Consider the following 23463-nt stretch of genomic DNA (forward strand, 5'->3'; position numbering starts at 1 on the left):
AATTTTAAAAAATCGCCTCTTTGAGGCTTGTTTGCTATGCAATTCTTTATCCAGCAGCCAGGTAAAGGAGTTACTTCAAAAAGCTCCTCTTTAGCATTAATCCCATCAACAGGTTTTAATGATGGGAGCAGCTTCCAAAAAGATTTTTTCTTGCTATCATCAAGCGACCAGAGTGCAAATAGAGCATCGTATTTTTCGATAAATGATCAAAATCGAAGCCAATGGAAAGAAATTCCAACAACATTGCCATCTGAAGGAACAATACTTGGATATCGAGAAGTATTTTATATGGATGATTCTCCGCATGCAATGGTTAAAGTTACGGAGCTATTTCCCATTACTGGAAGACAACATTTTGCATTCTACAACATAAATGTATGGAGTTCATGGACCTCAATAGCTCCTTCATAACTCCTCTTTGGCTAAAAGTAATATGGATGTTATATGGGTCAATCAGGATGGTGCATACATATTTTCGCTTCCGCCAGGGAAAATGGCTATCGTAATGACATACCACGGGATATATCCACATTATCATTCTAGTTTGTCTGGCATAATACAAGCAAATCAGCTTGGCGGGGATGTCCAAAATGAAAATGTAATAACAAGCGTAAATAACGAGCAAAGCACGGTATCTGTTTATGCTAAAGATGATGAGGCAACGCAAGCGGTTATCCTTATGCCGAGGCTGTAAGACTAATCCATCCATACCATTCTGAGTCTATGTTTTTGTTTACCAGGACAGTTCCAGAAGCAACATATTTACTCCACCAATCTGGATCCTCGGTACTGACCATAGTGCCAATCAATAATGATCTGTTAGATTGGATATACATACGCATATACATAATTTCACACTGATTGGGATTTATTTGTCCATCTATGTAAAGCTCGCCTTCAGAATATACTCTTGATGTAAATTCTACCCCACCATTCGGAATCCTAGAAAAAATTCCCGATAGTGTTGCTAAAGAGGAGTAGAGAAAAATCAACTCCTCTTTGGCAATTAAGAAGTACATATCAGAATCCCATGCTAACGGATTTGAGTGTACAGCACTTGTGCAAGGAAACGTAGTCATGTTTAAAGTACGTGGATCAGCTGCTACTAATCTTGGTACAAGTGATCAGTATGCCTACTGCGGTACTTTTTCGCAATTAAAGCCATTGATAACTGATAACTCCGATCATATAAAACGTGTGGTGATCACCCATAAGTATATTGGGCAGTTACGTTTTGATGTAGATACCTGTCAGCTACGTATGGGATATACTTTTAATTATAACGGTAATGCTGTAGATATTCCGGAAGGAACTAATTTCTACATGGAGGAAATATTTATACTATGATTCATTACTTAAAGCTTTGCATAAATCCAGTGCAAGAAAATGTAGTCGTTGATATCCCAGTCCACCCAAGCAGTATAACCTGTATCAGAACTTTGATTGAATCCTCCCAGCCGTAGCCCAACATTACCCGATACCTCCTGCATATATGCAGCCAACAATACGCACCCAGAGGGAACGTTAATATATCCGTAAGACTTTCCACCGGCAGGCGAAAATTTTACATTTCCGGCTTGAGTCACAATTTTCCCTGCTAAAGAGGAGTTATGAGATTTTGAATACCCAAACTCTGACCCACTGCTGGGTTTTAAAATTAATAGTGAATTTTCCACCGCCAATACTTGTGTCCTGTAATTCTACGATTTCTCCAAGAGTGGAATATCTGTAGTTATCTGTCCTCATATACAGGAGCAATGCACATGGCGGGTGAACGTCTGTTGAGCCATTAAGCTGTCGAATAAATATAAGATACAGGTTATCAACACTCATACCTGCATCTACAGTTATAGATGTCTCTCCTGAAATAGATGCAACACCTGTACATTGTAAATGTGATAAAGAGGAGTTGAATCCGGCTAAAAAATGGATCTTCCTGTCATATAGGCCAGATGCAGATTTATTCCAAATCCGGCAACAAGTTTTTCAGGAGATGTAAAAGTTACTGCGCCATCGGTCCTGATATTTACCCTAATGTTCTTTCCCGCGTATGAAATATTTGGATAAAAGGTAAGGTCTATATCCGGCCGGAATTCTTCGGGAATGCTGCCGACAGTTGCCATGAAAAATTCAGCTTCAGCAGGTACTTCTTTCGCAAGGTTGCCCGCACACCGAAGATATACGGCCTGCCCACTACGATACATATATCCTTTTGGGTAATAGGAACTATTGGTAAGTGTATAGCTATTCAGGTTAAATTGGTCCTTTAAAGAGGAGTTTATTGTAGTAATATTCTTTTCCGCCGCTACGATCCTGTCTAATAAGGTTTTTCCAAATCGTCCGTCTAATACCGTATTGGCAACTGTAGTGGTACCGTTGTTCACCACCTTGGCAAATGCAGCAATGCCGGATACTCCCAGATCAGCAAACCATTTCGCAATCTTTCCGAAAAGAGTTTTGTTCGCTTCCCCACTGGTAATGTTTGCCCGTGAAGAGGCCTGGCTGAAGGCCTGGACCATATCGCTTGCTGCTCCCCACTTTCCATCTCCCCGTAGATAATCATCGTGATTTCCGGCCGCAGGGGCAGGAACAAGCCCTGCTCCTCCTGCGGCGCTTGCTGTTGCAGCTTTAAAAGCAGCATAAGTAGTATCCTTGTCCGCTCCCCATTCTGCGGTACCATCTTCGGACCACCTCAGGACTTGTCCTGCTGATCCGCCAGAAGGAATATGTTTGTTTCCGGATCCCGTTGGGTGAACGTATTTGTTCGCCCCTACGGCTATTCCGTCCAGTTTCTTCTTATCCTCTGCAGACATACGGCCGTCTTTTTCTGTAGTAGCATTTTTCAGCTTTTCCTCTACGGTCTCCCCATCTGCGCAAAATACAACATCTGATGAAGTATGTACATAGTAGATATTTCCCTGCTCATCCTGTACCTCAACAAATAATTTCTGAGCTGCCATATAAAATCCTCCTTCCTCGGACAGGATTATTCAACAACCTTGAAGAAAAGTTTGACCTGTTTCGCTGTTGCATACTCAGTTCCTACCCGCACATTGTCTCCATCTTTTCCTGCCGGTCCAGTTGCACCGTCCTGGCCGGGATCTCCTTTTTCTCCTTTTTTCGCCCTTAATACCCTGTGCACCCGAAAGGTCTGTAAGGAATGTGAAATCTGACGCACCCTTTACATAAAGCTTTGCATTATCTTCATCTTCTACATCTGACGCAATCAACACAAATTTTCCTTGTGCCACATTGGCTTTATCTGCGTTCATTGCAGATACGGAAGTGTAAGTCTTGTAAACACTGAATCCTTCTCCTGTTTCACCTTTTTCGCCTTTATCACCTTTTGCTCCTTTAATATTTACAGACTTTACCCAAGATCCAGTAGCTTTGGAATAGACATCAAAAGTCGAAGTATCCAAATAAAAGTCTCCGGTCTTTCCTTGACTGCTTGGTGCTCCTGCTCCTGATAGCCAAGTTGCTCCATCTTCACCATCAGTTCCCGGCGCACCATCAGTGCCATCTTTTCCCGGAGTTCCAGTTGCTCCAGTGGCACCTTTGATATTCCCTTTCTTTGACCATGTGCCAGAAGCTTTATTATATATGTCAAAAGTGGATGTATTCAGGAAGAAGTCCCCGTCCTTTCCCTGATCAGTAGGTGCTGCAGTACCGAACAGCCATGTTGCACCATCCTCTCCTGGTGCTCCGTCGGCGCCGTCTTCACCTGGTGTTCCAGTTGCTCCAGTGGCGCCTTTGATACTTCCAACATATGCCCATTTCGCCGTTGTTGCATTTCCGGCAGTCGTACACTTATATACTGCTCCGGTACTGGTATTTAAGTACATATCATTTACCAGTGCAGAAGTCACTCCAGAACCGCTAAATACAGTCCCTTCCGCATTTGTTCCAGTAATGGCTGTCCCAGAAAACCACTGAGACCCTCGGGTGCCTGTAGCTCCCTTAATGTTTCCTTTCTTTGACCATGTACCAGAAGCTTTATTATATACATCAAATGTAGATGTATTCAGGTAAAAATCTCCATCTTTTCCCTGACTTGAAGGAGCAGAAGTTCCAAACAGCCAGGTTGCTCCGTCTGTTCCATCCTGACCATTGGATCCAGTCTGGCCTGTGGCGCCTTTAATGTTTCCAATCTTATTCCAGGTACCTGACTCTTTTTTATAAATATCATAGTTGCTGGTATTGAGATAGAAGTCTCCGTCTTTTCCCTGGCCTGAGGGAGCCGCTGATCCAGAGAGCCATGTAGCTCCATCTGAGCCTGCCGGGCCTGCACCGCCCTGATTTACTTCTGCCTGCCAGGTTGATCCATCCCAGAAGTGATATTTTTTCTGTTCTTCAACATATACTTTTAATCCGGCATACTTCTGTATGTCCGGGATAGTTGCCAGATCTGAATACTTTGCAACTACCTCTCTTGCGTCTAACGGTCTCTGTGCCGCTAAGTCAAAACCGGCTGCAACCGGGATGTTTGAACCAAAATATTTCTGTGCCATAATCTTTATCCTCCTTTAAATCATACATTGAATGTTACTGCAAATCCGCTCTGTGTTGTCGGTTCACTTACATAAACGGTATAGCTCTGAGCTGTGCCATCTAAGCCGGTGACACTTACAGTTTTCTTTGCAAAAGAGCTGGTAACATCAAATCCATTTGGGTCTACGATCTTGCTTAAAGTCCAACCTGGAGGACAAGCGATACACATACGCTTGTTATCAATCGTGTAGGTATACTTCTGGGTTCCCTTTGTAACTACTTTCTTCTCCAGTGCTTTGATCTGGTCCTGTGTTGGTGACGACGCAGACGCATCTAAAGAACCGATATACAAAGGATATACAAATGTATAGCTCTGTGCGCTGGAGTCCACGGTACCGTCCTTAGCGTCTGTTACTCTTGCTTTGAGCTGGCAGTTGGCATTGATGGGCTGCTCATAGGTATATGTCTCAGTTCCTCCCCCTGCTTTCGGAGCGTCAATGGTACCAATAACCGCAGAGTCCTTCAAAAATTCTACCTTTTTAATATTCTCCGATTTTTTCGTGATATTGGCCGTAAGTACAATCTCCTCCAAGGTCGTACCTTTTTCTCTTACTCCTCCTGCCGGGGAAGCAGAAAAAGAGATGGTCGGTTTTGTATAAGGGTACAAAATATCATCCAACATTTTTTTACACTCACACCGTCAAATGTGCTTCCTGCCGGTATGCCTCCATGGGGTGATACTGTAGGTGTCGGATTACTATAAACTACTGACTCTGCCTCTGTAAGCGGTGTTACGTCTTCAATAACTTCGCCAGTTTCTTCATTCAATAACTGAATCTGCACTTTTTTTAATGCCATAATTTCTTCCTCGCTTTCATTCTTCAATAACTTCCAGACCCATATTTGGTCCTGCTTTAATTCCATCGGCGCTTCCGCCGGATATGGTTTGCTTTCTGGTAACATAAAAATACCAGTGTCCCGCTTTTCTCGCTGACGCTGGTATATTTTCTTCAATGACCACGATTGGTCCTGTATCAATATGTTCTTGTAACTTTTCTGCCAGATTCTCCAGATCCGCTGCCGAAGCATATGCCCCAGTGCCGCCCTGGATCGTAACCGTAGACGCATTGGCCACGCTGGAGAAAGTATCCAGTGTGATCGTTGCTAATTTCATTTCTACTTCCGACGGTAGATAATCCCATTGCCCCTGATATGCTACAGCAAGCGAATATAAAATTTCACCCTCGTCTGGATCTGCAGCATAAAGGCCAATTTCCTTTATGTAATATCCGGATTCCAGTCCTTGGTTTCCTATCACAGTCCTTATTTTAACAGTATCATTGTCAACAACTTCTATACTGCTTAATGCAAAGTCCTGTCTCTTTTCCTTTAATGCTATGGCTTTTGTTAGGTCTTCGGAATCCGTATAGTCTCCTTCTCCTGTTGATATTTTGGTAAATTCCAGGTTTACGCTTCCTGTCTGTACTTTGTTGATGAGTGCAAGACCTTTTTCTGTTATGACCGCCTTTTTAAATCTCGCCACTGCTGCTCACCTCCTCCCATCTATAGAAATCGTCGCTATCGGTTGCATAATACAGGCAGTATAAATCGCCTGGCGCACATAATGCAGGCCTTCGTCCTCTATAATCCAATGAGGCGTCATGGCCTGAATGGATCCAACGTATACCTGCTGTTCGCTTTCCCGCATTACCCATATCCGCCTCAGATGGCTCCTGGTATTTTTCACCTTTTTTATGATCTCATTGAATCGGGCTATCATATCGAATGTAAGCTGGGCAGAGGTTTCTATATCGAATGTTCCCGGAGTATATGGCCCTTCCCGGTAGTCAAACCATTCCGTAACCTTTCCTTCTCCAAAAACCACCTGGATCAATTCTTCTACAGCCGATGGGGTCCCTGCTTTGGAATACCATTTCATGGTACTCTTAACAATCGCTCTTTTTTGCTCTAAAGGCATATCCTGGCTGTAATACATGGTCCTCATTTCTACTGCCAATGCGTCCAGCACATGTTCCGGAAGCAGGTCGATCATAGCCACTGTCCTGGTCTGGCCCGAAAAATAGATGACGTTCTGGACCTGCCTTTTCAAAGCGTAGCTGATACACTGTGTTTCTATGTCTTTAGCCATGCTCACGGGCAGTAGGTTCAGGAGTTCGCCGTCTTCAAGTTTAATCATTTTCAAGCCCTCCATATGTTAGTGTCTTCTGTCCGATCCTGGCCACAGTATCCGGGAGAACTGTCGTAAAGACGGGAGAGCTGATCTCCACTCTCTTTGCACCGGCTTCCACGATTCTCTTTATCAGCTCTGAAGGATTGATATCCCGCCCGATAGTGTAAGTCTGCCACTTAACGTATTCTTCTACTGCCCTCTGTACAGCTTCCTGGATTGAATTAGCCTTTGCCTGGTCGCTCCGGTTGATGTAATAAGTCAGGCTGATATTAAACTGTTGCTGTTCCGGTGCAAGGACAGTTACTTTATCTGTAAGAGGACGGATTTTATTGTCTCGCAGATAATCTTCCAGCCCGCTCATGACGGTTGGAGTCGGGATTTCTCCATTTTCCATCAGGAAGCGAATCTCCACTTCCGCCGGGGCAGGGCTTGTTACTGTAACACTCATAATGCCTTGATTGTATTCTTTTGTGAAATACTCATATGCGTCATCCGGTCCAGCCACACTGTAACTGCTTGGGGCAAGAAATACTCTTTCTGCCAGGCTGTCGTCGTCCTCGATGTCTGCTCCTCCGGATGCGTCCTCTATATTTTCTACGCTTTTAATATAGGGCAACGGATCCACAAGGATATTAAGTTCTCCTACGGAGATGTCGTTTCCGCTGGCCCCATTCGTCTGACAGGTACAGGGGACGTCCGCAGTCAGTTCTCCTGCCGGAATCTCTGCATATTCATCAGTCTGAAAATAAATTTCCCCATTGGTCACTCTTGTTCCCGCTGGAATTGCCGATACTCCCATCATTTCTTCCGAAAGGGTGAACCGGACCGTAGTGACTGCCGGTTTTGCATCCAGCCTGATAATTCCCTTCCCTGCGGCGATATTATCCAGATATTCCCCATAGGAGTATTTCAGAATATCTTGCTTTCCTGCCCGGTCCACGAACAGGAATGCCTGGAATATCGCAATTGAGCAGGCATATAATATAAGTGCTGCCGGATCTGCCCGTCTAAGTGTACATGGTTTCCCGGTCAGCGCTTCATACTTTTGTTCAAAATCTTTCTTCATCTGGCTCTGTATCTCATCCAGCGTGATATTGTCAATAAAACTGACCTCAGGTAAGTTCTCCAGTTCAGAAATCATATACCGTCCCTCCTTTCCACATAAATCGTTGCGGCCATGGAATCAAGAGATGTACTTGGATGCAGCTCTACGCTTGCGATGGTGATCTCAGGAATATATTCTGCCACCTTTTCTTCCAATTCTATGGCGAGGATATTAGCCGCCTCCAATGGCGGCCTTGTCAAAAAATCTCCAGCCAGCCCGAAGTTCCTGCTTCCCGGTATCGTCCCTTCTGTAGATAAAATGAGAGCTTTTAATTCTGCGTCTATACGCTGGATATCCAGCCCTTCCATAGCGCTTGTAACCGTGATCGTGTCAATTTCTCTCATACCCTCCTCCTAATTGTATTCAGAAAATGTCAGGGACACTGTTGCCTTTACCAGTTCTCCGTTGTTCCACACTTCATCCCAGGTTTCGCTGATGTTTTCTATGACCATCTTACCACTTCCAACTTTCTTTCCACCTATATAGAGATATTCTGCTATTCCGGTTTCTACCGCCACTTCAAGGATTTCCAGCATAACCCGTGGGCTTACCCCATGTCCTGCTGAAAGAAGGATGTCCATAGTTACGCCGGATGCCTCCGGCCCCTTAAATTCCCCTTTTGGTTTCTGGTTCAAGATAGAATGGCTCTCCCATCGCCCGGATACGGAGCGTTTCATGTTCTGAAAGGTCAGCATCTTCCTGGCGCTGACTTCAAATTTAATCACAGTTCCCCAGTTTCCGATTGCCATTTACCTTCCTCCCTACACCTTTTCTTCTACAGCCTGCAGCCGCTCTTTTATGCTCTCATCTTCTCTCTCCAATGCAGATAACCTGCTTAAGATATTGCCCAGTGTAGATGCACCTGTTGGATCATGCAGTGTAATGCTTCCGTCTGCATACTGGATATATGCTTCTCCGATTGTTTTTCCAAGTTCTTTTCGGAATACGTTCTCTCCGCTTATTGGCGGGCGATTCCCTTTATTCCAGTAACGTCCCAACACAATCCCAGCCGACTGTCCATTGGACATATGGAGGATAAGCACCTCTTGCCCGATTCCCGGCATTTTATATTCATCTGTCAAGGAAAATACAGGAAAATTATCTGTTGTGGAGTTGTCCAGATCCGGGTATGTTACGCTGATCATTCCATTTTCATAATCAATAGATGAGACTTTTCCCATCCGGATTAGTCTTTCTGCCATGTCTGTCTCCTTTAATCAAATGTTCCTTCATCTACCCATCCATAGACGTTCGAAGAACTATCTATGTGGATCAGGTGCCATGGATGCGCCTTGCCGTTTCCTGTGCAGTCCGGTCCAAGTGTAATCTTTGCTTTGCCAGCCTGTGCCGAGTATCCTTTTGCATTCGCATAAGAAGACACATAGTGTGTTCCACCGTGGAAGTTGACGATATCTCCGACTTTGTAACTTTTTGGTTCCGGTTTCGGCTTTGGTTTTGGTTTCGGTGTATAAGTCAATCGTGTCTGGCACTTGTGAAGTTCCACGTTCTGGGCGGTCCCCGAGCTGGATACTTCCATCGTACTTTTATCCACGAAATACTTTCCATTGGCCTTTCCCATCCCAATAATATCCACACAGATCCCGGCACATATTTGGGGGTTTGGCCATATCTTTCCTGAGATCGTTGTGGCTTTTTCGTTAGACTGGTTTACCTGGGCTGCGGCCATATAGTAGGCAGTATCATAGTTGTCCGCTACTTCTGTGATATTCAGGACCCGGCTCCCGGCAGCGTCTTCTGCCTTTAATCCAAGATAAACGCTGATTTCTTCATTATCCTGGCCGGATTTGTAAGAAATCCTTGCGCCGGTATAGGTTCCCTCAAGGGAATCCGTATAATTCCACTCATCTCCAACAAAAGACCCTCTGGAAATTGTGGCCACTGCCGCATTCTTTTCCTGCTGTGTTTGATCGTAGATCACAATCTTGCTGTTGAATACCTTCATGGAAAGGCCATACTTTTTGCAGACGTCATATAAAAATGCGCTGTCCGTCTTGTCAGACTGTTCCAAGCTGGCAATCATGATAGTCGGGCCGCTGTAAGACAGGGACAGCCCGTATCTTTTTGCAATCTCATCAGCAATATTCTGGATTGTGACGTCCTTCCAGGTCTTCGTGCGTTCCCTGATTTTGAAAGATTCGTTAGCCGGGATCGCCACACCGCCAAGAGACACCTTCAGCGGGCCTCCGGAGAATTTCACTTCATCCAAAATGAAAGTTCCACAATCCAGGTTCAGATGTTCTCCCTCTTTGTTCCAGTCCTGGAATGTGATGCCTCCACCGATCTTGTCTCCTTTCGTTGGATACCATTGATTCAGCCACTTCATATCAATGTTCTGAAGGGTAATATCAATGTTGTCGCTGTTTCCTGAGGCTACATCCTCATAGGAAACGCTTTCCAGGTATCCCTCTAACTTTCCGCTGACATTTTGTCCGTTGAAGGACAGTCTGGGTACTGCTTTCCTTGCATTACTCATCACCATCCTCCTCTACGGATGAATAAGGCACCTCTGTACTTTCCTGCCTCCAGAATACGGTATCTTCCTGATCGTAATCCTCTGGTATCTCAGGAACATTGATCTCGGTCCCTGGTGGGAAAGTAAGGTAATCCAGAAGGGGCATATTGGCTTCTGCCAGAAGCTTCATATATTTTTCGCTCCCGTAAAGTTTGAAGGCGACCAGATCCCAGCAGTCGCCTTGTACCGTGGTATATGTTTTCATCTGGTTCTCCCTCCTTTATGCAAAGGATACCCGTTTGTTTTTCCTCAGGTACTCTTTCATCATCTTTTCAAATTCTTTCTGGCTCATACGGTTCGCCTCCACGATGTCCTCTTTGCTCGGTGCTTCCCCTTCAAAATGATAGGTCGGACTGAACACGAATGTCGGCCCCTGACCGCCTTCCGGCTGTCTTCCCCGATTCCCGGGTGTGCTGCCTGCAAGGGTTCCTACCGTTTCCCCGATCACTGCGCTTCTGGCTGTTACGGTTTCCGGCATCTGGATACTCTGCACCGCCCGTCCAGTATCCATAACAGGTTTTGCCAGAGAAGCAACTGCCGCAGTCTGGACCATGCCGCTGTTCTTCTGCATACCGACAGCCAGACCCTCATCCAGGTATTGTCCGGATTTCATCATCAGCCGTGATGGGGAATGGATCTGCAGTGCAGAATTAACTGCCGCCGCCGCCTGAGAAGCAATGCTTCTCGCTGTGGCGATCACAGACGCACCTCTTGCGGAGATACCGGCCTGAAGACCGGCCATCATGTTTACGCCTGCTGAGTACAGATTGATGCTTGTAAATGCTGCTGTAATGCCGCTTGCGGTAGACCTGGCAATCGCTACGATCTGGGCACCGCCTGACTGGAATACCGCCACCATTGTGGTAATCCCACTGGTCGTAACGGATACGATCACCGCCATACCGGAGGTCATTGCCGCCTGAGACTGCATCATCCCCATCTGCACATTCATGCTGACCTGCATCATCCCGGCTGTCATACTGGCCACTACCAGTGTCATTCCTGCACTGACTGCCATTCCCATCTGGGAGATACCGGCGGATATCGCCGCTGTCCCGGCAAAGGCTGTTACAAGTCCCATAACCGCCGTCCTGGCTGCTGATATGGATGCCGATATAGACATGAACGTCTGATTCGCCTGGAGCAATGCCTGGGCAAGCATCATCATATTTGCCGCTGTCTGCATAGTCGGCGCTGCCATGGTCGTCATGGCTGTTGCTGCTGGAGTGATTCCGGTGGCCATGCTGGTAAAGGACGTGCTCAGCATGGCCGCTGTTGTATTCATCCCTGTGGCTGTCGTTTTGAATAAGGTCATAGCCATATTCATCATTGTGATAGCCATAGTGGCCATAGTAACCATAGAGGTCATCATCGTGATAGAAGTCACGATCATAGTCAACGCTGCCGCCAGGGCTGTGGCTGGGGCTGCGGCTGCTACTGCCGCTGCTGCAAATGGAACTAAGGCCGCTGTGGGTGCCGCCAGAGACGCTGCCAGCTTTGCCATACTTGTGATCATTCCTTTTGAAGAACTTTTCAGGGATTTCATGCTGGCCGCCGCTGTTTCTCCCATAGCGGCCATTGTAGCAATAGCCGCCCCGATAGCCGTCATCTCAACTGCCAGTGGTGCAAATGCCACATCTGCCGCAAGAGCCGCTACTGAAAGTGCCAGCAGACCCGCTGCCGCAACTAACGCCCCTGCTCCAGCAACTGCTGTCCCTGCCCCGAAGACGATCATCGCTGCACCCAGTGCCAGGATTGCAGTTGCCCCAGCTGTGCCGAAGGCTGCAAGCTGTGGAAGAACGCCTGCGATAGTGGTCAATGCCGCCGCTCCGACAAGAGCCGCTGCGTTTACCACAAGGAAAGCTGCACCGACTACGGCAAGAGCTGCCCCAAACGCTGCCAGGGCTGCTGCCCCGGCAAGGAGAAGTGGCGCCAGTAACCCTGCCACCGCTCCGAATGCAAGTATCCCGGCTGCCAGGGCTGCCATGGCGATCTGTGCGGTTGGTCCCGCCGCCGCAAGCTGTATGGCTGCCTGTACCATGATCAGCATACCTGTTGCTGACATGATCAGCGCAGCTCCCATGGCCAGTAATCCTGCGGATGCCGCCGTCAATGCCGGGCCAAGAAGCGCTGCCACTGCCATGAAAGCAATCAGTCCCGCCCCCATGGCCGCCAATGTAATGGTTGCTCCAGTCCCTGCTGAGGATATCTGTATCGCCGCTGCTGTCAGGATCGCCATTCCCATGGCAGCCATCATGATCGCTCCTCCAAATGCCAGAAGACCCGATGTTGCGGTTGCAAGCCGGGGACCCATTGCCCCTGCAACTGCTAAAAGGCCGATCATTCCAGCTTCCATGATGGTCAGACCGACAAGCGCCAGCGGACCAGCTGCTGCTAACTGTGTGGCTGCCAACGCCATCATAGACATTCCTGCAGACGCCATCAGCACTGCCCCTCCAAATGCCAGGAGCCCCTGGGTACTTGCCTGCAGCTGTGGGCCAACTGAAGATGTGAGCTGCATAAGCCCTGCAATTCCGAAAGCCATTGTTGCCATTCCTAGCTGTGCTGCTGGTCCAGCTTCTGCTATCCGGGTCGCTGCGTCTGCCAAAAGCCACAGTCCGGCTGCTGCCATTCCGAACCCGACTCCGGCTCCTAAGATATTTTTAGAGGTTGCTGACATGGCATTGTCTGCTGCGCTTAGTCCCTTAGAAACCAAAGGAGCGGCTTTCCCTGCCCCTTTAATGGCAGTTACAAACCCCTGAACAGACTTGACCATTCCGGATATTTTTTTGAAAGCCAAAAACCCAGCCGCTACTGCCGGGATCAAAGCCAGTATTTTTTCAAATGGGGCTACACTCTCATCGCCCAGGAAGTCCACATAGCTTACCAGCGCCTCCTTTGCGGCATTCATCAGGTACGCAACTGCTTCCTTGGCCGCTGTTCCAAGCTCTGGTGCATGTTCTATGATCCCCCTTGCCATGGCCACAACGAATTCAGCACCGATCACCATGAGCTGGGGTGTGATCTGGATCAGGCCATCTGCTGCCGCCACGGCGGTACGTGCCAGCCCGTCCGTGATCTGCCCTTTATTTTGTTCAATTCCTTCAACAAAGGATTCTATCAGGCTCACTGCTGCGTCAATCATGTCCGGTGCGGCGTCTGCGATCCCTGCCGTTCCGTTTGCAATCTCCGTTCCGAGCTGTGATACTAATCCGGAAAGCCCTCCGCTTTCAAATGCTTCTGACAGGTTATCCAGCATATCTCCAGCGGCGTCAACCACATCTCCCAACGGAGTATTCACGCTCTCGTAGAAGGCGATACCCAGATCGTTTGCCCTGTTCTTCAGCATGGCCAGCCTGCTTCCCATAGTCTGGTATCTCTGGTTGGCTTCATTGGTCAGCGCTACGTTCTCGTCCCATGCGGCGGTTCCCATTTCCAGGGCCTCCGTGAATGTGTCCGAAGCGCCTGCCGCTCTCAGAAGCATATCCCGCATACGGATCTCTGTAATCCCCATTTCATCCAGGACGGCGATAGCGCTTTTCCCTTTAGCTTCGCTTTCCGACAGTCCTTTGATAAAACTCGCCATGGCTCCTGCGGCATCTGTCTGAAATGCCTGCTTAAATTCCGAAGCGCTCATCCCGGCCACGTTTGCAAACTGCTGTAGAGATTCACTTCCTGTCTCCACTGCAAGCTGCATATTGGAGAGCAGGGTACTGAAGGCAGAGCCTCCGGCTTCTGCTTCGATGCCTACAGAGCTTAAGGCAGCGGAAAAGGACATGATCTGCGCTTCCGTCATGCCCACCTGTGATCCGGCTCCGGCAATCCGCAGTCCCATCTCCGTGATCTCGCTCTCTGTGGTGGCGAAATTATTTCCAAGGGCTACGATAGTGGAGCCCAGTTTCTGGAAACTGTCCTGTGGCATTCCCGTAATATTGGCCAGCCTTGCCAGTGCTGTGGCCGCTTCATCCGCACTCAGGTTCGTGGAATCTCCCAGCATGACCATAGTTCTCGTGAAACCTAAGATATTTTCGTTCTGAATCCCCAGCTGCCCGGCTGCTTCTGCCACTGCTGCAATCTCTGTGGCTGCTGTAGGCATCTCTTTGGCCATGTCCCGGATCCCCTGACTCATAACCTGAAGTTCCGCCTCTGTGGCGTCCACTGTCTTCCTTACACCTGCAAATGCTTGCTCGTACTGGATCCCGGCATTTACTCCAGCGGCAGCAAGAGTTCCAAGGGCTGCTGCACTTGCCCCCAGAGCAGTTGCTCCAATTCTTCCTACCTTTGAAAGACTATTAAGCCCCGACTGTGCGCCTTTAAGCGCTGAGTTGAAGGAGCCTGCAAGTTCCCCAGCTATCTTAATTGCTACTTTATAATCACTCATGGTGTTTCTTGCCCGCCTCCTTCTGGATCTCCTTTAAATCTTCGCAAAGATCTATGATGTCAAATAACGACAGGCCTAGAAAATAATCCAGGCCTGTCGTTAGATTTTGGGAAAGCAGGATACATACTTTCCGCAGTTCTTTTGTATCACTCAGTCTTATCCCTCTCCGAAGAAAAAACTGGTCACTTTATTCTTTACTTTGATAGCATCCCTGGGCTTCAATGACTTGAAGAACTCAATCGGATGCCCTGTTGCGCTCGCCGCAATGATCAGTGTGTAGTGCAGGTCGTTTTCCGGAAGAACGGACACTGTTCCGGAAGAAGCAAGCACTTTATTGGCTTTTATCATGTCATCTGCCGTTACATTTTCCAGGCCAGAAAAATCCAATTCCTGGATTTTCTCGCCCTCAAAGTCATATGTTTTTGACAGCTTTATAATATTTTCTTCCGCTTCCTGGGTTGCTCTTTTAGTTTCTATAACTTCCATGGCATTTCCTCCTTAGATCTGAGAACGGATTTTTGCTAACATATCTTTTCCGTTCAGAATGAATTTGAAATTTAACTTGTCCAGTTCCAGCGTGGTCGTATTGTTGATCATCACTTTTATGTAGAGAATCTCCAGCTCAATCTCTGCTTCGCCTTTCTTTCCCTTCACAACCTTGCCAAGGGTAGTGGTGGAGGCTTTCCCCCGTACCACAATCTTTACTGGGTAGTATCCGGTTGCCCCTGTGGCCGGATCCATGCACTGCATAGACGCCCGTAAGGTCAGCTGCGGTGGGTTCGTTGTGTCCATCAGGCTGAACAGATCTTCGTAAAGCACCGCAAACGGAATCTTAATCTTCATACTGGAGAACTGCCCTGTTACCGGGTCTTCGATCTCTCCAAGGACGCCTGCGCCCTCGATAGTGTCGTTCAGTGCTTCCAGTTCCGGGAGTTCAATCTCGCCGGAGATTCCGATCAGTTTTTTTGCTTTGTCATTGTAGACATTGTAATGGTTTAATACCTCAGGAATTACAATACTCATTCTTACTCACCTCCTGTTAATGTACTTGCAAGCAATTCTGTGTCGTAGGACAGAACATTATTAATCTCCTGTGCCGGGGTATATGGTGCAATACTCTGCCGGAAAGTCATCTTTCCCGCCAGGATATCTGCATCCGGATTGTCGCTCTTCAAATACTGAATGGTTGCGCCTGCCCATTTATCTGGTGCATATGCAGCACAGCGGATATTTTCCGAATCCACCACGCTCTCAATCAGGATCTGGTTCATAGGATCGTCCACCTTGTCGAAGTAGGACAAGATGAAATTATTCCCCTGCCAGTTAAACATACGGCGCACTGGGAACCAGATATCTTTTGGATCCTGGCTGGACGGATAGGCCCCGGTGTAGTTCCCCCAGAGTTTCCAGCCGTTCATATTCATGGCAGTCGCCACGCCATAGCTATTTACCACGTTTGCCTGATCCTGATCCAGATTGACCTCTGTCCCATCCGCAAGGCAGGTGCCTGTTACGCCCAGCAATTTGTTAGATGGGGAAATGCTCGGCACATCGTCATTATTTGCGTCCGTATATGCGATCAAGGCAGCCGCTACAGCGCTTCCTGCAAAGATATAGTCCCCTACCCTGAAGGAAAGCCACAATGGATAACAAAATTCTGATGTGAATCCGCTGTTTTCCTTAACTTCTTTTACGTCCGTATATTTAGTAGCCGTGGCAGTATCCAGATCAATGATTGCCATTGCTTTAAATACTCCGTTGATGTTCGCCGCCTTGGCCGCAAGTGCAATACCGACTTCCGGCTCCTGGGACCAACCAGGCGCAAGTAGTAATCCCGGAACTACTCCCAGCTTCGGATAGACTTGTCGGATCAATTCCATTCCTGTTTCCTTGCCATTTTCTATGTTATAGCTTCCAATGATGTCAGTTTTTGTCACTTTGCTCGGATCTACAACCTTTCCGGAAACAGTCAGTGTTTGAGCGCCCTGTCCTTTTCCGCCGCTGATCAGGTTGATCAGAAGCGATCCGTCTGCGTCAAATTCTGTGGTGTAGTCCGTTCCTGCAGCAAGCGTCTGATCCCCGTTCTGCAGGGTCAGCATAGACGGGATAACGCCTTTTTCTTCTATCCTTGCCTGTAGCAATTCTACTTCTACGCTATCTGTAGTCATTGCTTTATTGTGTTTTGACGGATCAAGCACATTGATATAAACAACCGGGGAAACCTGAAAAAGGTTGTTGGTTGCATACATAGTCTGGCAAAGCGTGAAATTTTCAAAGTCATCCACGTATCCAAGTGCAGCCATCGCTTCTGCCGCTGAGTTTGCCAGAATCGGAACATTCACGACCATCGCCGGGTCTTCGACCATATGGACCGGTGCTGTACCGATGACCACCTGGATAGAAGAATTTCCGGTAATGGGGGCGGTAAGGGCTGTCCCTTCCTCTAAGATATAAACTCCATGTTTCATCTGTTATTTTCCTCCATTCTTGAAATCCAGCGCTCTCACAAATGCGCTGTAGATATATCCTTTTCGCTCACGGATCATCCGACAGGCTGCCGGATACTGCCGCACTGGAATGAACAGGTTCTTAAGTTCCGGAACTTCCTGGAACAGTACCTGCGTTTCTTTTGGTATTTCCGTATAGACTCTGTTCTGTATTCCGATCCCGTTGACTGTGGGGCCGACATACATGACGGGTTCCTTTTTTACGATTTTCTTTGCCTTTGGATTTACTTCCTTGGGTACGGCTGCCTCTTCTTTTTCGTTAGTCATATTCTGGTATCCTCCTTCCTATCTTTGGCACTCTGAATTTTATTTCTACCCCTCCAAAATAAAACGGATAGGTGTCCTCATCTTGAACAGCCCATTCCATGTTCTGTTCCGCCCGGAATTTATGGTTCAGGAGTGGCTCTGCTGCGAACCGGTCCGTGATCCGCTGGATCATGACCATGATGTGTTCATGCCCTGGCACGTCTTTATCATTCTCGCAAACACCCAGGAGAATGTCTGCCGTGACCAGCCACGGGCTGTCATCATCCTCTGTCTTTCCTTCCGAAAGTCGGATGATAAAATATGGGAAGAACTGGGACTCGTCCTCATCATCGGCTGTTACAAGCGGGAGGCGGTATTTGTATCCTTTTACGCCGACCACGCTCTCTCCCGCAGTGTTCTTTGTTACCACATCTTTCAGGATGTTTTTGACCTCTGCAACAAGGTCGTCATAAAGCATTAATGGTGTCATGGTTCCTCCTGCTACAAAATTTTCTTTACCTGCTCCTGGACCTTGTCATGTAAGGTCTTCTCAATGAATGGTTGAAGGTCTCCCTGACCTCCACGTTCTCCCTGATAGATTTTTTCTACCATTTTGGGTACCGAGTTTGAGTGGAGAACCTTTAGCGGATATCTTGCTTTCGTCTCTCTCTGAACAATCAATCCACCGGCAGTTCCGCCTGGCGCTACAAACGCTGCGGCTCCAGCCGAATTTACCAGTCTCTTTAATCCGCTTTTTGTAATGTCTGCCCTCACGCCAGATTTCGGCTTGCTAATCTTGAACTGCTGTATGGTTCTCGGACGCCCCTGGGATTTAATTGTTGCATCCAGGTGCCCCAGGGTTGCCCTCTGTATTTTGATCTCGCCATTGAATGCTCCTGCTTTAATTGTGTAGCCCGCCGATCTCCCGCTCCTGATCTTCCTGTTCGCAACGGTAGCGGTCTGGTTGATTGCATTTCTGAGAACTCTGGTTGCATTTTGGGGAGCATCCCGGAATTTTTTTTGCACATATTTCAGGTCGTTTTTATCAACCTCGATATAAAAACTGCTCATGCTCTATTCGCCTCCAGTGTTATGGAATAGACTCCATCCTCATCTATAGCATCCTCTACCCTAAAAATCCGCTTGTCCAACGTAAGCAGGCTTCCCTGCTTCGGCAGCGGTCCAAAATCCGATGCTGCCACATAGATCAACCTCTGGTTCGTGTAAATCCCGTCCGTGTTCTGGTTGATGCGCTTTTCCCTCTCAATCTGCTCGTTATTGTCGATCAGAACAGGCATCTCGTTCCCGTTGACTATATGGGTGTCTGCAAATTCTTCCAGGTTCAGGAAAATATTATGGACGTCCGCCTTCACAATATCTTTAAATCCCATTACGCCTTTTTCCTCCGTCCAGTGCTTCTGACGGGTGTCTTTGGAACTTTTCCGACCAGGTTCTCATCGGTCTCCCCGTTTGGGGATTCCCCAGCCAATCCTGCCTCCGCTGCCGCAGGCTTCGCCTTTGGCAGCTTCTGGGCATTCGGATCAACCCATGCGGCGGTTCCGGCATCGATCCATGCCTGAACCATCCCGGCATCATCCGCCGGAAGTCTCTGTCCCGGCCAGTACTGCCTGGAACGGTAAAGGATAGGATATACTGCTATCAGTTCCATTTCTGTCACTCCTAACCGATTTTCACGAGGATTTTCTCATCCTCTGCCGCTGCATCCGCTGCGGCAAAGCCCGCCGGAGTGTACGCTGCCGGCTCTTCCTCGCCGTCATTCGCCGCTTCTGTGATTCCTGTTCCATCAAAATATACAGATGTTCCCATCGGGATAGCATTGGTACTTGTTTTTTCAAACTCAAAAACTCCGCTCATGTGGAGGTCGCCCACGGCTCCGGGCAGGATATCCGTTCCGGCGATCCCGATCCGCTCTGCCAGCTTTACTACGGTATTGGCTTTGATGATTGTTTCCGTTGCATTTTTATAGTCGAGAGATTCCCCTCTCTGCCAGTATGATGCTTTGCTCATCTTTGTCTCCTCCTTCCTTATGCCAGGTTAATGGGGTTCTTTACTTCTACGCCGGGGTTCTTGATGGCTCCACGGTAGTCCATGACACTGATGCCCCAGTCGAGGTAAATATCCCACACAAATCCGAGGGTTCCCGGTGTCTCCATCCTGCGGATGTTCGGGATCTCCTGGCCGTTCAGGTAATCCACTTCGATGAAATCCGTATCGTCCTTTGCTCCAAGCAGCCACCACGGCATTACATTTCCGAAACCACCGCAGAGTGCGTTGATGGTCGGGTCTTCTACCACCTGAATGCTGTCCTTATAGCGATACAACGGATTAACAGCCTGGGTGTTGCCCTCAGTGTTGATGGTCGGGGAGAAGAACAGGGTGTACATATCAAACATGTATCCGCTTGGTACGATGATGATCGCCGGACGGATGATGATGGCTTCTCCAAACTGATCTTTCTGGTTCTGCAATGCCAGGATCATTCCCTGTACAGCTTCCTTGGTAATTCCTGTTCCCTTCGCCAGCAAATTCATGTGTGCACTGCTGAACAGGGCCGTTCCGTCATAGATTGCCGGATTACTTACCAGGATCTGATAGCACTGTTTATTGATAGTCTTTCTTGCACTGGCAGCATACTTGGCTGGGATCCTTGTTACCAGGTCGATATCATCGTTGATGAACGCCTGACGGGTCAGGGTAAACTGGCGGCCATAAGTCTTCAGTTTTCTGGTCGGCAGCTTTTCATCTCCGAATACATCATGCTTCAGTTCCCCGCCTTCTGGCACTTCCAGGAATTCTCCTACCGGTCCAGCGATATAGTTGTTATCATGAGTCTTGAAGTCCTTCAGGCTTCCTTTCTTTGTCCACTGATCAAAAGTGACTGCTACGGTCTTGTGGCCTTCCACATATGCTTTATTAATGGCATTGTCGAGGATCGCTGGGAACGCCGCTGTCGGATTGTAGAACTGTCTCTGGAGCATGCCATACAGTTCGTCAGAAGTTCTTCTGTTCAGCCCGGTCTGCCCTTCCGAAGCCAGGCACTCGATTGCCAGGTCACGGAGCGTCATGCCCATCATCTGACGGGCACCCTCTGCCGGGTGATCCAGTATCATTCCGCTCCTCATCACGAGTGCGTCTGCTGCCGCTGCCCGGAACTTATCTTCCTCGCTTTCGATCAGGTTTACGTTTCCCCTTGCCGGGACTGGTGCACCATGCTGACGGATATGTTCCAGCGCCGCTGCCCTTACAGCGTCCACAGTGCTTCCGTCCTGGATGTAGGCGTCTGCCTCCAGCCCGAAATCCCTGCAAATCCCTGTGATATCACGAATCCGCTGCCTTTCCTCTGCAACTGCCCTCTGGGTATCCGCTGCCGGGTCCGTAGGCGTCTGCTGTGCTGATGGCGGTACATTGACCGGGTTTGCGTTTCTCTGCACCTGTTCCTCTGCTTCGATCTCTCCGTTTAAGGTTTCGATCTCCCTCTGCAGGCTGTCAAATTCTGCCTGTTCCTCTGCGGTCAGATCTCTTCCCGCAGTCTTTGCGGCATTGACAATTTCCTGCTGCCGGAACATTTTCTGCTGTCTCTGCTGCTTTTTGTTCATTTCTGATTACCTCCTTGAATAATGTTTTGATTTATCTGAAGTTGCCGTTCATACCAGTCAAGAGTGCGGCCCTGCGTCTCCGGCTCGTTCTCTTCCAGATTTCTTCCGACACCTACCGTAGGATCCGCAGGCACACTCACAATAGATATTTCATAAGGTGTCCACTTCCTTGCGATGTCTGCCGGTCCTGTAAACCTGCCGTCTGCAGACTGTTTATTAGGCATTACTTCCTCCCATGAATCTATCTGATAGCCCACGGACGTTGTTTTTAGTGTTCCGTTTTTGACTTTCTGATAGATAAGGTCTGCATCTTCATCACTGTCGAATTCAACCTCTGCCATTCCACGCATATTTTCAATCCATGCCCGGTTTACTTTTCCTATGACACGGTTTCGGTCATGATTAAAGAGCAGCACCCCGATTTCATTTAACCGTGTAAGGTCTACTGATCCATCTGAATGATCAAGAATTTCTGTTCCCCACCATCTCTCATATGGTTCTTCTGAGGAAAAAGAAAGAATGAACTTTCGTTCATTCCCTTCACCTTCCATTGCCCGTATGGAATTAGCTGCGAGTTCCCTCGTCATCGCTTTCGCCTGTCTCTGATCCGGTCTCTTCTCCTGATTCTTCCCCTTCTTCTCCTGTGGCTGTTCCCTCGCCCTGGTCAGAAAGCTCTGTTTTTTTATCTTCTTCGTCCTCATAGAGTTCTGCTTTCGTCTGGCCAAATATCACACCTCCCAAATCAATTCCTTTTTCCTTAGCGTATTCCAACACTTCCGCCATTTCATCTATATGCTCCTTCCAGTCACGCCCCTGTTCAGCGGCAATCTGTTTGAATGTCTTTTGTCCTGTATTCAGAGCAATCTTATTTGCATTGGCTTCCTTCTGTGGATCAATCCATTTTTTAGGCGCAATGATCCAGGAATGCTCAAAGTATTTGTCTTTATTCTCCCAGAAGTCCGCTGCTTCAATTTCTCCTGCGAGCCAGAGGGATATAATAAAGGTTTCGTAAATCTCATCCATAACCTCCAGAAGAAGTTCTTTTTCTTCTGCATAAGTCATATCGTCCTCAATGATTCCCTGCCTGGTGGACGAATAATTGCTCTTAGACATATCCCGGCTGGTAGCTTCATAGCTGATTCCCTGCCCCGCTGCCACGAGCCGCTGTTGCAGTTCAATGTAGCTTGCAGCGTCCGTGGCCTGCCCGGTGGGATTTACTACCTGTATCTCGTCCCCCGCATTCAGCTCTTTGATCATACCTGGAGCAATGGTTTTTCCTTCATATGCCTGGTGCGGCCCCTGAGGCTGATTTGTCCGCCCGATTCCTTGGGTAGGGATTGTCTTCTTTATGAATACAGAAAGGCAGGCTGCAATCCTCTCTTTTACAGATACCGCCACCATAAATTCATTGGCGTCCCGGATACGAGTAATCGTTGGGCTCATGTCAGAAATCTCCCGCACCTGAGAAGGGCGATGTTTCGTATATAGGAAAATCACGTCCTTTGCGTCCAAGTAAATAGGGTTTAATCCAGATACGCCGTCCAGGCTGTACTGCCGGATCCAGTACCCAACAGGCTTGTTGTATTCGTTCATCTCAATGCCGCCGACCACTTTGTTTCCTTTGTGCTTTGGCGACATCTGGGCATTATCCAGTTCATCCACTTCAAACGTCTGCAGTTTAAAAGGCAGGTAGCCGTCCCTGGTATACCGCTTTACAATCAGGATGCCGCCATCCACCTTTTTCCGTTTCACACACATCCGCATGATCTGCATGAAGGACTGTGTTCCTGTTACATCGCAGTTCCTCTTTTTGCACCACTTTTTCCACGCAGCTTCGATAAGATCATTCATGGCATCGCTGCCTGTCTTTGCCTGTAGGGTGTATCCCCCTCCGATGACGTTCCGGGTGTATGCCCCAATCACGGAGTTCATCATATCTGAATTGCGCTCAAGATCCCTTGCCCTTGCCCGGACATTATCCCTGCTATATCGGTCCGTAAATTCTGCTGATTGGTTCAGGACACGCCAGTTGGCATTCCCCCGGCTGTAATCCCCGGCATCATAATGCCGCTGCTCATCCAGGCATCTCCTCCACGCTTCCCGGCGTGCGCCCCACTCCGGAGAGAAAAAGCCGATGATCCCATCTAACCAGTTCACATCATTCACCTCCCTTCAAAAACAGCGACATATGTATCATCCATAAGCCTGGAGTCTTCCTGTGCCGTCACCTGGGCCATAAGGTCGTTTTTCATGTTATAGAGCAGGTTCAGGTCCGCCCTGGTAAGCTGCCGAGAACCAATTTTATAAGACTGTCCTCCGACAAGAACGGCATAAATTGCTTTATTTACCTCCGTCAACAGCTCTGCTGCTGTAAAATTTCCTGTTTCCATGC

Annotated in this window: 30 protein-coding genes; 3 read left to right on the plus strand and 27 right to left on the minus strand. The window is 48.1% G+C overall.

Annotated elements, in window-relative coordinates:
* The first annotated feature begins 36 nt into the window (after nucleotides 1–36).
* The 3 genes from B5G33_RS21145 to B5G33_RS13220 all read left to right on the plus strand — a co-directional run bounded on the left by B5G33_RS21145 (nucleotide 37) and on the right by B5G33_RS13220 (nucleotide 1347).
* Nucleotides 37–411, plus strand: coding sequence for a hypothetical protein (locus tag B5G33_RS21145; protein WP_143276523.1), 375 nt, complete (start codon nucleotides 37–39; stop codon nucleotides 409–411).
* Between the two features lie 22 nt (nucleotides 412–433).
* Nucleotides 434–694, plus strand: a complete 261-nt coding sequence (locus tag B5G33_RS21700) for a hypothetical protein (protein WP_204247391.1) — start codon at nucleotides 434–436, stop codon at nucleotides 692–694.
* 305 nt (nucleotides 695–999) lie between these two features.
* Nucleotides 1000–1347: a hypothetical protein gene (locus tag B5G33_RS13220; RefSeq protein WP_204247392.1), complete on the plus strand. Its 348-nt coding sequence runs from the start codon at nucleotides 1000–1002 to the stop codon at nucleotides 1345–1347.
* Nucleotides 1348–1355: 8 nt separating this feature from the next.
* Here B5G33_RS13220 and B5G33_RS13225 read toward each other — a convergent pair whose 3' ends face one another.
* The 27 genes from B5G33_RS13225 to B5G33_RS13355 form a co-directional block, all read right to left on the minus strand.
* Entirely contained in the window at nucleotides 1356–1682 is a 327-nt protein-coding gene (locus B5G33_RS13225) for a hypothetical protein (RefSeq protein WP_143276524.1), read from the minus strand.
* 237 nt (nucleotides 1683–1919) lie between these two features.
* A complete protein-coding gene (locus B5G33_RS21990) occupies nucleotides 1920–2960 on the minus strand; it encodes a hypothetical protein (RefSeq protein WP_242974701.1) in 1041 nt (346 codons plus the stop codon).
* Between the two features lie 75 nt (nucleotides 2961–3035).
* Nucleotides 3036–4511 carry a collagen-like protein gene (locus B5G33_RS13240; RefSeq protein WP_087417961.1) on the minus strand — a complete coding sequence of 492 codons (1476 nt, stop codon included), beginning with the start codon at nucleotides 4509–4511 and terminating at the stop codon, nucleotides 3036–3038.
* Between the two features lie 20 nt (nucleotides 4512–4531).
* A complete protein-coding gene (locus B5G33_RS13245; protein WP_087417962.1) occupies nucleotides 4532–5173 on the minus strand; it encodes a hypothetical protein in 642 nt (213 codons plus the stop codon).
* Nucleotides 5101–5349: a hypothetical protein gene (locus B5G33_RS21150; RefSeq protein ID WP_143276526.1), complete on the minus strand. Its 249-nt coding sequence runs from the start codon at nucleotides 5347–5349 to the stop codon at nucleotides 5101–5103. The genes B5G33_RS13245 and B5G33_RS21150 overlap by 73 nt, the downstream gene beginning before the upstream one ends.
* 16 nt (nucleotides 5350–5365) lie before the next feature.
* Entirely contained in the window at nucleotides 5366–6034 is a 669-nt protein-coding gene (locus tag B5G33_RS13250) for a phage tail-collar fiber domain-containing protein (protein ID WP_087417963.1), read from the minus strand.
* Nucleotides 6035–6040: 6 nt separating this feature from the next.
* Nucleotides 6041–6688: a phage tail protein gene (locus B5G33_RS13255; RefSeq protein ID WP_158229621.1), complete on the minus strand. Its 648-nt coding sequence runs from the start codon at nucleotides 6686–6688 to the stop codon at nucleotides 6041–6043.
* Nucleotides 6681–7823, minus strand: coding sequence for a baseplate assembly protein (locus tag B5G33_RS13260; RefSeq protein ID WP_087417965.1), 1143 nt, complete (start codon nucleotides 7821–7823; stop codon nucleotides 6681–6683). Before B5G33_RS13260 ends, B5G33_RS13255 begins: the two co-directional genes overlap by 8 nt.
* Nucleotides 7820–8131 (minus strand): hypothetical protein, encoded by a 312-nt coding sequence (locus B5G33_RS13265; RefSeq protein WP_087417966.1) that lies wholly within the window; start codon nucleotides 8129–8131, stop codon nucleotides 7820–7822. Before B5G33_RS13265 ends, B5G33_RS13260 begins: the two co-directional genes overlap by 4 nt.
* 9 nt (nucleotides 8132–8140) lie before the next feature.
* Nucleotides 8141–8536: a phage tail protein gene (locus B5G33_RS13270; protein ID WP_087417967.1), complete on the minus strand. Its 396-nt coding sequence runs from the start codon at nucleotides 8534–8536 to the stop codon at nucleotides 8141–8143.
* A gap of 12 nt (nucleotides 8537–8548) precedes the next feature.
* Nucleotides 8549–8989 (minus strand): hypothetical protein, encoded by a 441-nt coding sequence (locus tag B5G33_RS13275; protein ID WP_087417968.1) that lies wholly within the window; start codon nucleotides 8987–8989, stop codon nucleotides 8549–8551.
* 11 nt (nucleotides 8990–9000) lie between these two features.
* The gene (locus B5G33_RS13280) at nucleotides 9001–10281 is read right to left on the minus strand and encodes a phage late control D family protein (RefSeq protein ID WP_087417969.1); all 1281 of its coding nucleotides are present in this window, start codon (nucleotides 10279–10281) and stop codon (nucleotides 9001–9003) included.
* Nucleotides 10274–10525 carry a tail protein X gene (locus tag B5G33_RS13285; RefSeq protein ID WP_087417970.1) on the minus strand — a complete coding sequence of 84 codons (252 nt, stop codon included), beginning with the start codon at nucleotides 10523–10525 and terminating at the stop codon, nucleotides 10274–10276. The genes B5G33_RS13280 and B5G33_RS13285 overlap by 8 nt, the downstream gene beginning before the upstream one ends.
* 15 nt (nucleotides 10526–10540) lie before the next feature.
* Nucleotides 10541–14701, minus strand: a complete 4161-nt coding sequence (locus tag B5G33_RS13290) for a phage tail tape measure protein (RefSeq protein ID WP_087417971.1) — start codon at nucleotides 14699–14701, stop codon at nucleotides 10541–10543.
* 156 nt (nucleotides 14702–14857) lie between these two features.
* Complete coding sequence (locus B5G33_RS13295) at nucleotides 14858–15187, minus strand: phage tail assembly protein (protein WP_087417972.1); 330 nt, start codon at nucleotides 15185–15187, stop codon at nucleotides 14858–14860.
* Between the two features lie 12 nt (nucleotides 15188–15199).
* The gene (locus B5G33_RS13300) at nucleotides 15200–15724 is read right to left on the minus strand and encodes a phage major tail tube protein (protein WP_087417973.1); all 525 of its coding nucleotides are present in this window, start codon (nucleotides 15722–15724) and stop codon (nucleotides 15200–15202) included.
* A gap of 2 nt (nucleotides 15725–15726) precedes the next feature.
* On the minus strand, nucleotides 15727–17169 hold the full coding sequence (locus tag B5G33_RS13305; RefSeq protein ID WP_087417974.1) for a phage tail sheath family protein: 1443 nt from the start codon (nucleotides 17167–17169) through the stop codon (nucleotides 15727–15729).
* Between the two features lie 3 nt (nucleotides 17170–17172).
* Nucleotides 17173–17475: a hypothetical protein gene (locus B5G33_RS13310; RefSeq protein ID WP_087417975.1), complete on the minus strand. Its 303-nt coding sequence runs from the start codon at nucleotides 17473–17475 to the stop codon at nucleotides 17173–17175.
* Nucleotides 17468–17944 (minus strand): hypothetical protein, encoded by a 477-nt coding sequence (locus B5G33_RS13315; RefSeq protein WP_087417976.1) that lies wholly within the window; start codon nucleotides 17942–17944, stop codon nucleotides 17468–17470. The genes B5G33_RS13310 and B5G33_RS13315 overlap by 8 nt, the downstream gene beginning before the upstream one ends.
* Nucleotides 17945–17955: 11 nt before the next feature.
* Complete coding sequence (locus B5G33_RS13320) at nucleotides 17956–18525, minus strand: hypothetical protein (protein WP_087417977.1); 570 nt, start codon at nucleotides 18523–18525, stop codon at nucleotides 17956–17958.
* A complete protein-coding gene (locus B5G33_RS13325; protein ID WP_087417978.1) occupies nucleotides 18522–18845 on the minus strand; it encodes a hypothetical protein in 324 nt (107 codons plus the stop codon). Before B5G33_RS13325 ends, B5G33_RS13320 begins: the two co-directional genes overlap by 4 nt.
* Nucleotides 18845–19123: a hypothetical protein gene (locus B5G33_RS13330; RefSeq protein WP_087417979.1), complete on the minus strand. Its 279-nt coding sequence runs from the start codon at nucleotides 19121–19123 to the stop codon at nucleotides 18845–18847. The genes B5G33_RS13325 and B5G33_RS13330 overlap by 1 nt, the downstream gene beginning before the upstream one ends.
* An 11-nt stretch (nucleotides 19124–19134) precedes the next feature.
* Nucleotides 19135–19482 carry a DUF2190 family protein gene (locus B5G33_RS13335; protein ID WP_087417980.1) on the minus strand — a complete coding sequence of 116 codons (348 nt, stop codon included), beginning with the start codon at nucleotides 19480–19482 and terminating at the stop codon, nucleotides 19135–19137.
* Between the two features lie 17 nt (nucleotides 19483–19499).
* Complete coding sequence (locus tag B5G33_RS13340) at nucleotides 19500–21071, minus strand: phage major capsid protein (RefSeq protein WP_087417981.1); 1572 nt, start codon at nucleotides 21069–21071, stop codon at nucleotides 19500–19502.
* Complete coding sequence (locus B5G33_RS13345; protein WP_087417982.1) at nucleotides 21068–21658, minus strand: HK97 family phage prohead protease; 591 nt, start codon at nucleotides 21656–21658, stop codon at nucleotides 21068–21070. Before B5G33_RS13345 ends, B5G33_RS13340 begins: the two co-directional genes overlap by 4 nt.
* A complete protein-coding gene (locus B5G33_RS13350; RefSeq protein ID WP_087417983.1) occupies nucleotides 21636–23228 on the minus strand; it encodes a phage portal protein in 1593 nt (530 codons plus the stop codon). Before B5G33_RS13350 ends, B5G33_RS13345 begins: the two co-directional genes overlap by 23 nt.
* Before the next feature lie 5 nt (nucleotides 23229–23233).
* Entirely contained in the window at nucleotides 23234–23461 is a 228-nt protein-coding gene (locus B5G33_RS13355; RefSeq protein ID WP_087417984.1) for a peptidylprolyl isomerase, read from the minus strand.
* Nucleotides 23462–23463: the final 2 nt, after the last annotated feature.

Origin of the sequence: Blautia sp. An81 (genome assembly GCF_002161285.1) — a bacterium.
GTDB lineage: Bacteria > Bacillota > Clostridia > Lachnospirales > Lachnospiraceae > Blautia > Blautia ornithocaccae.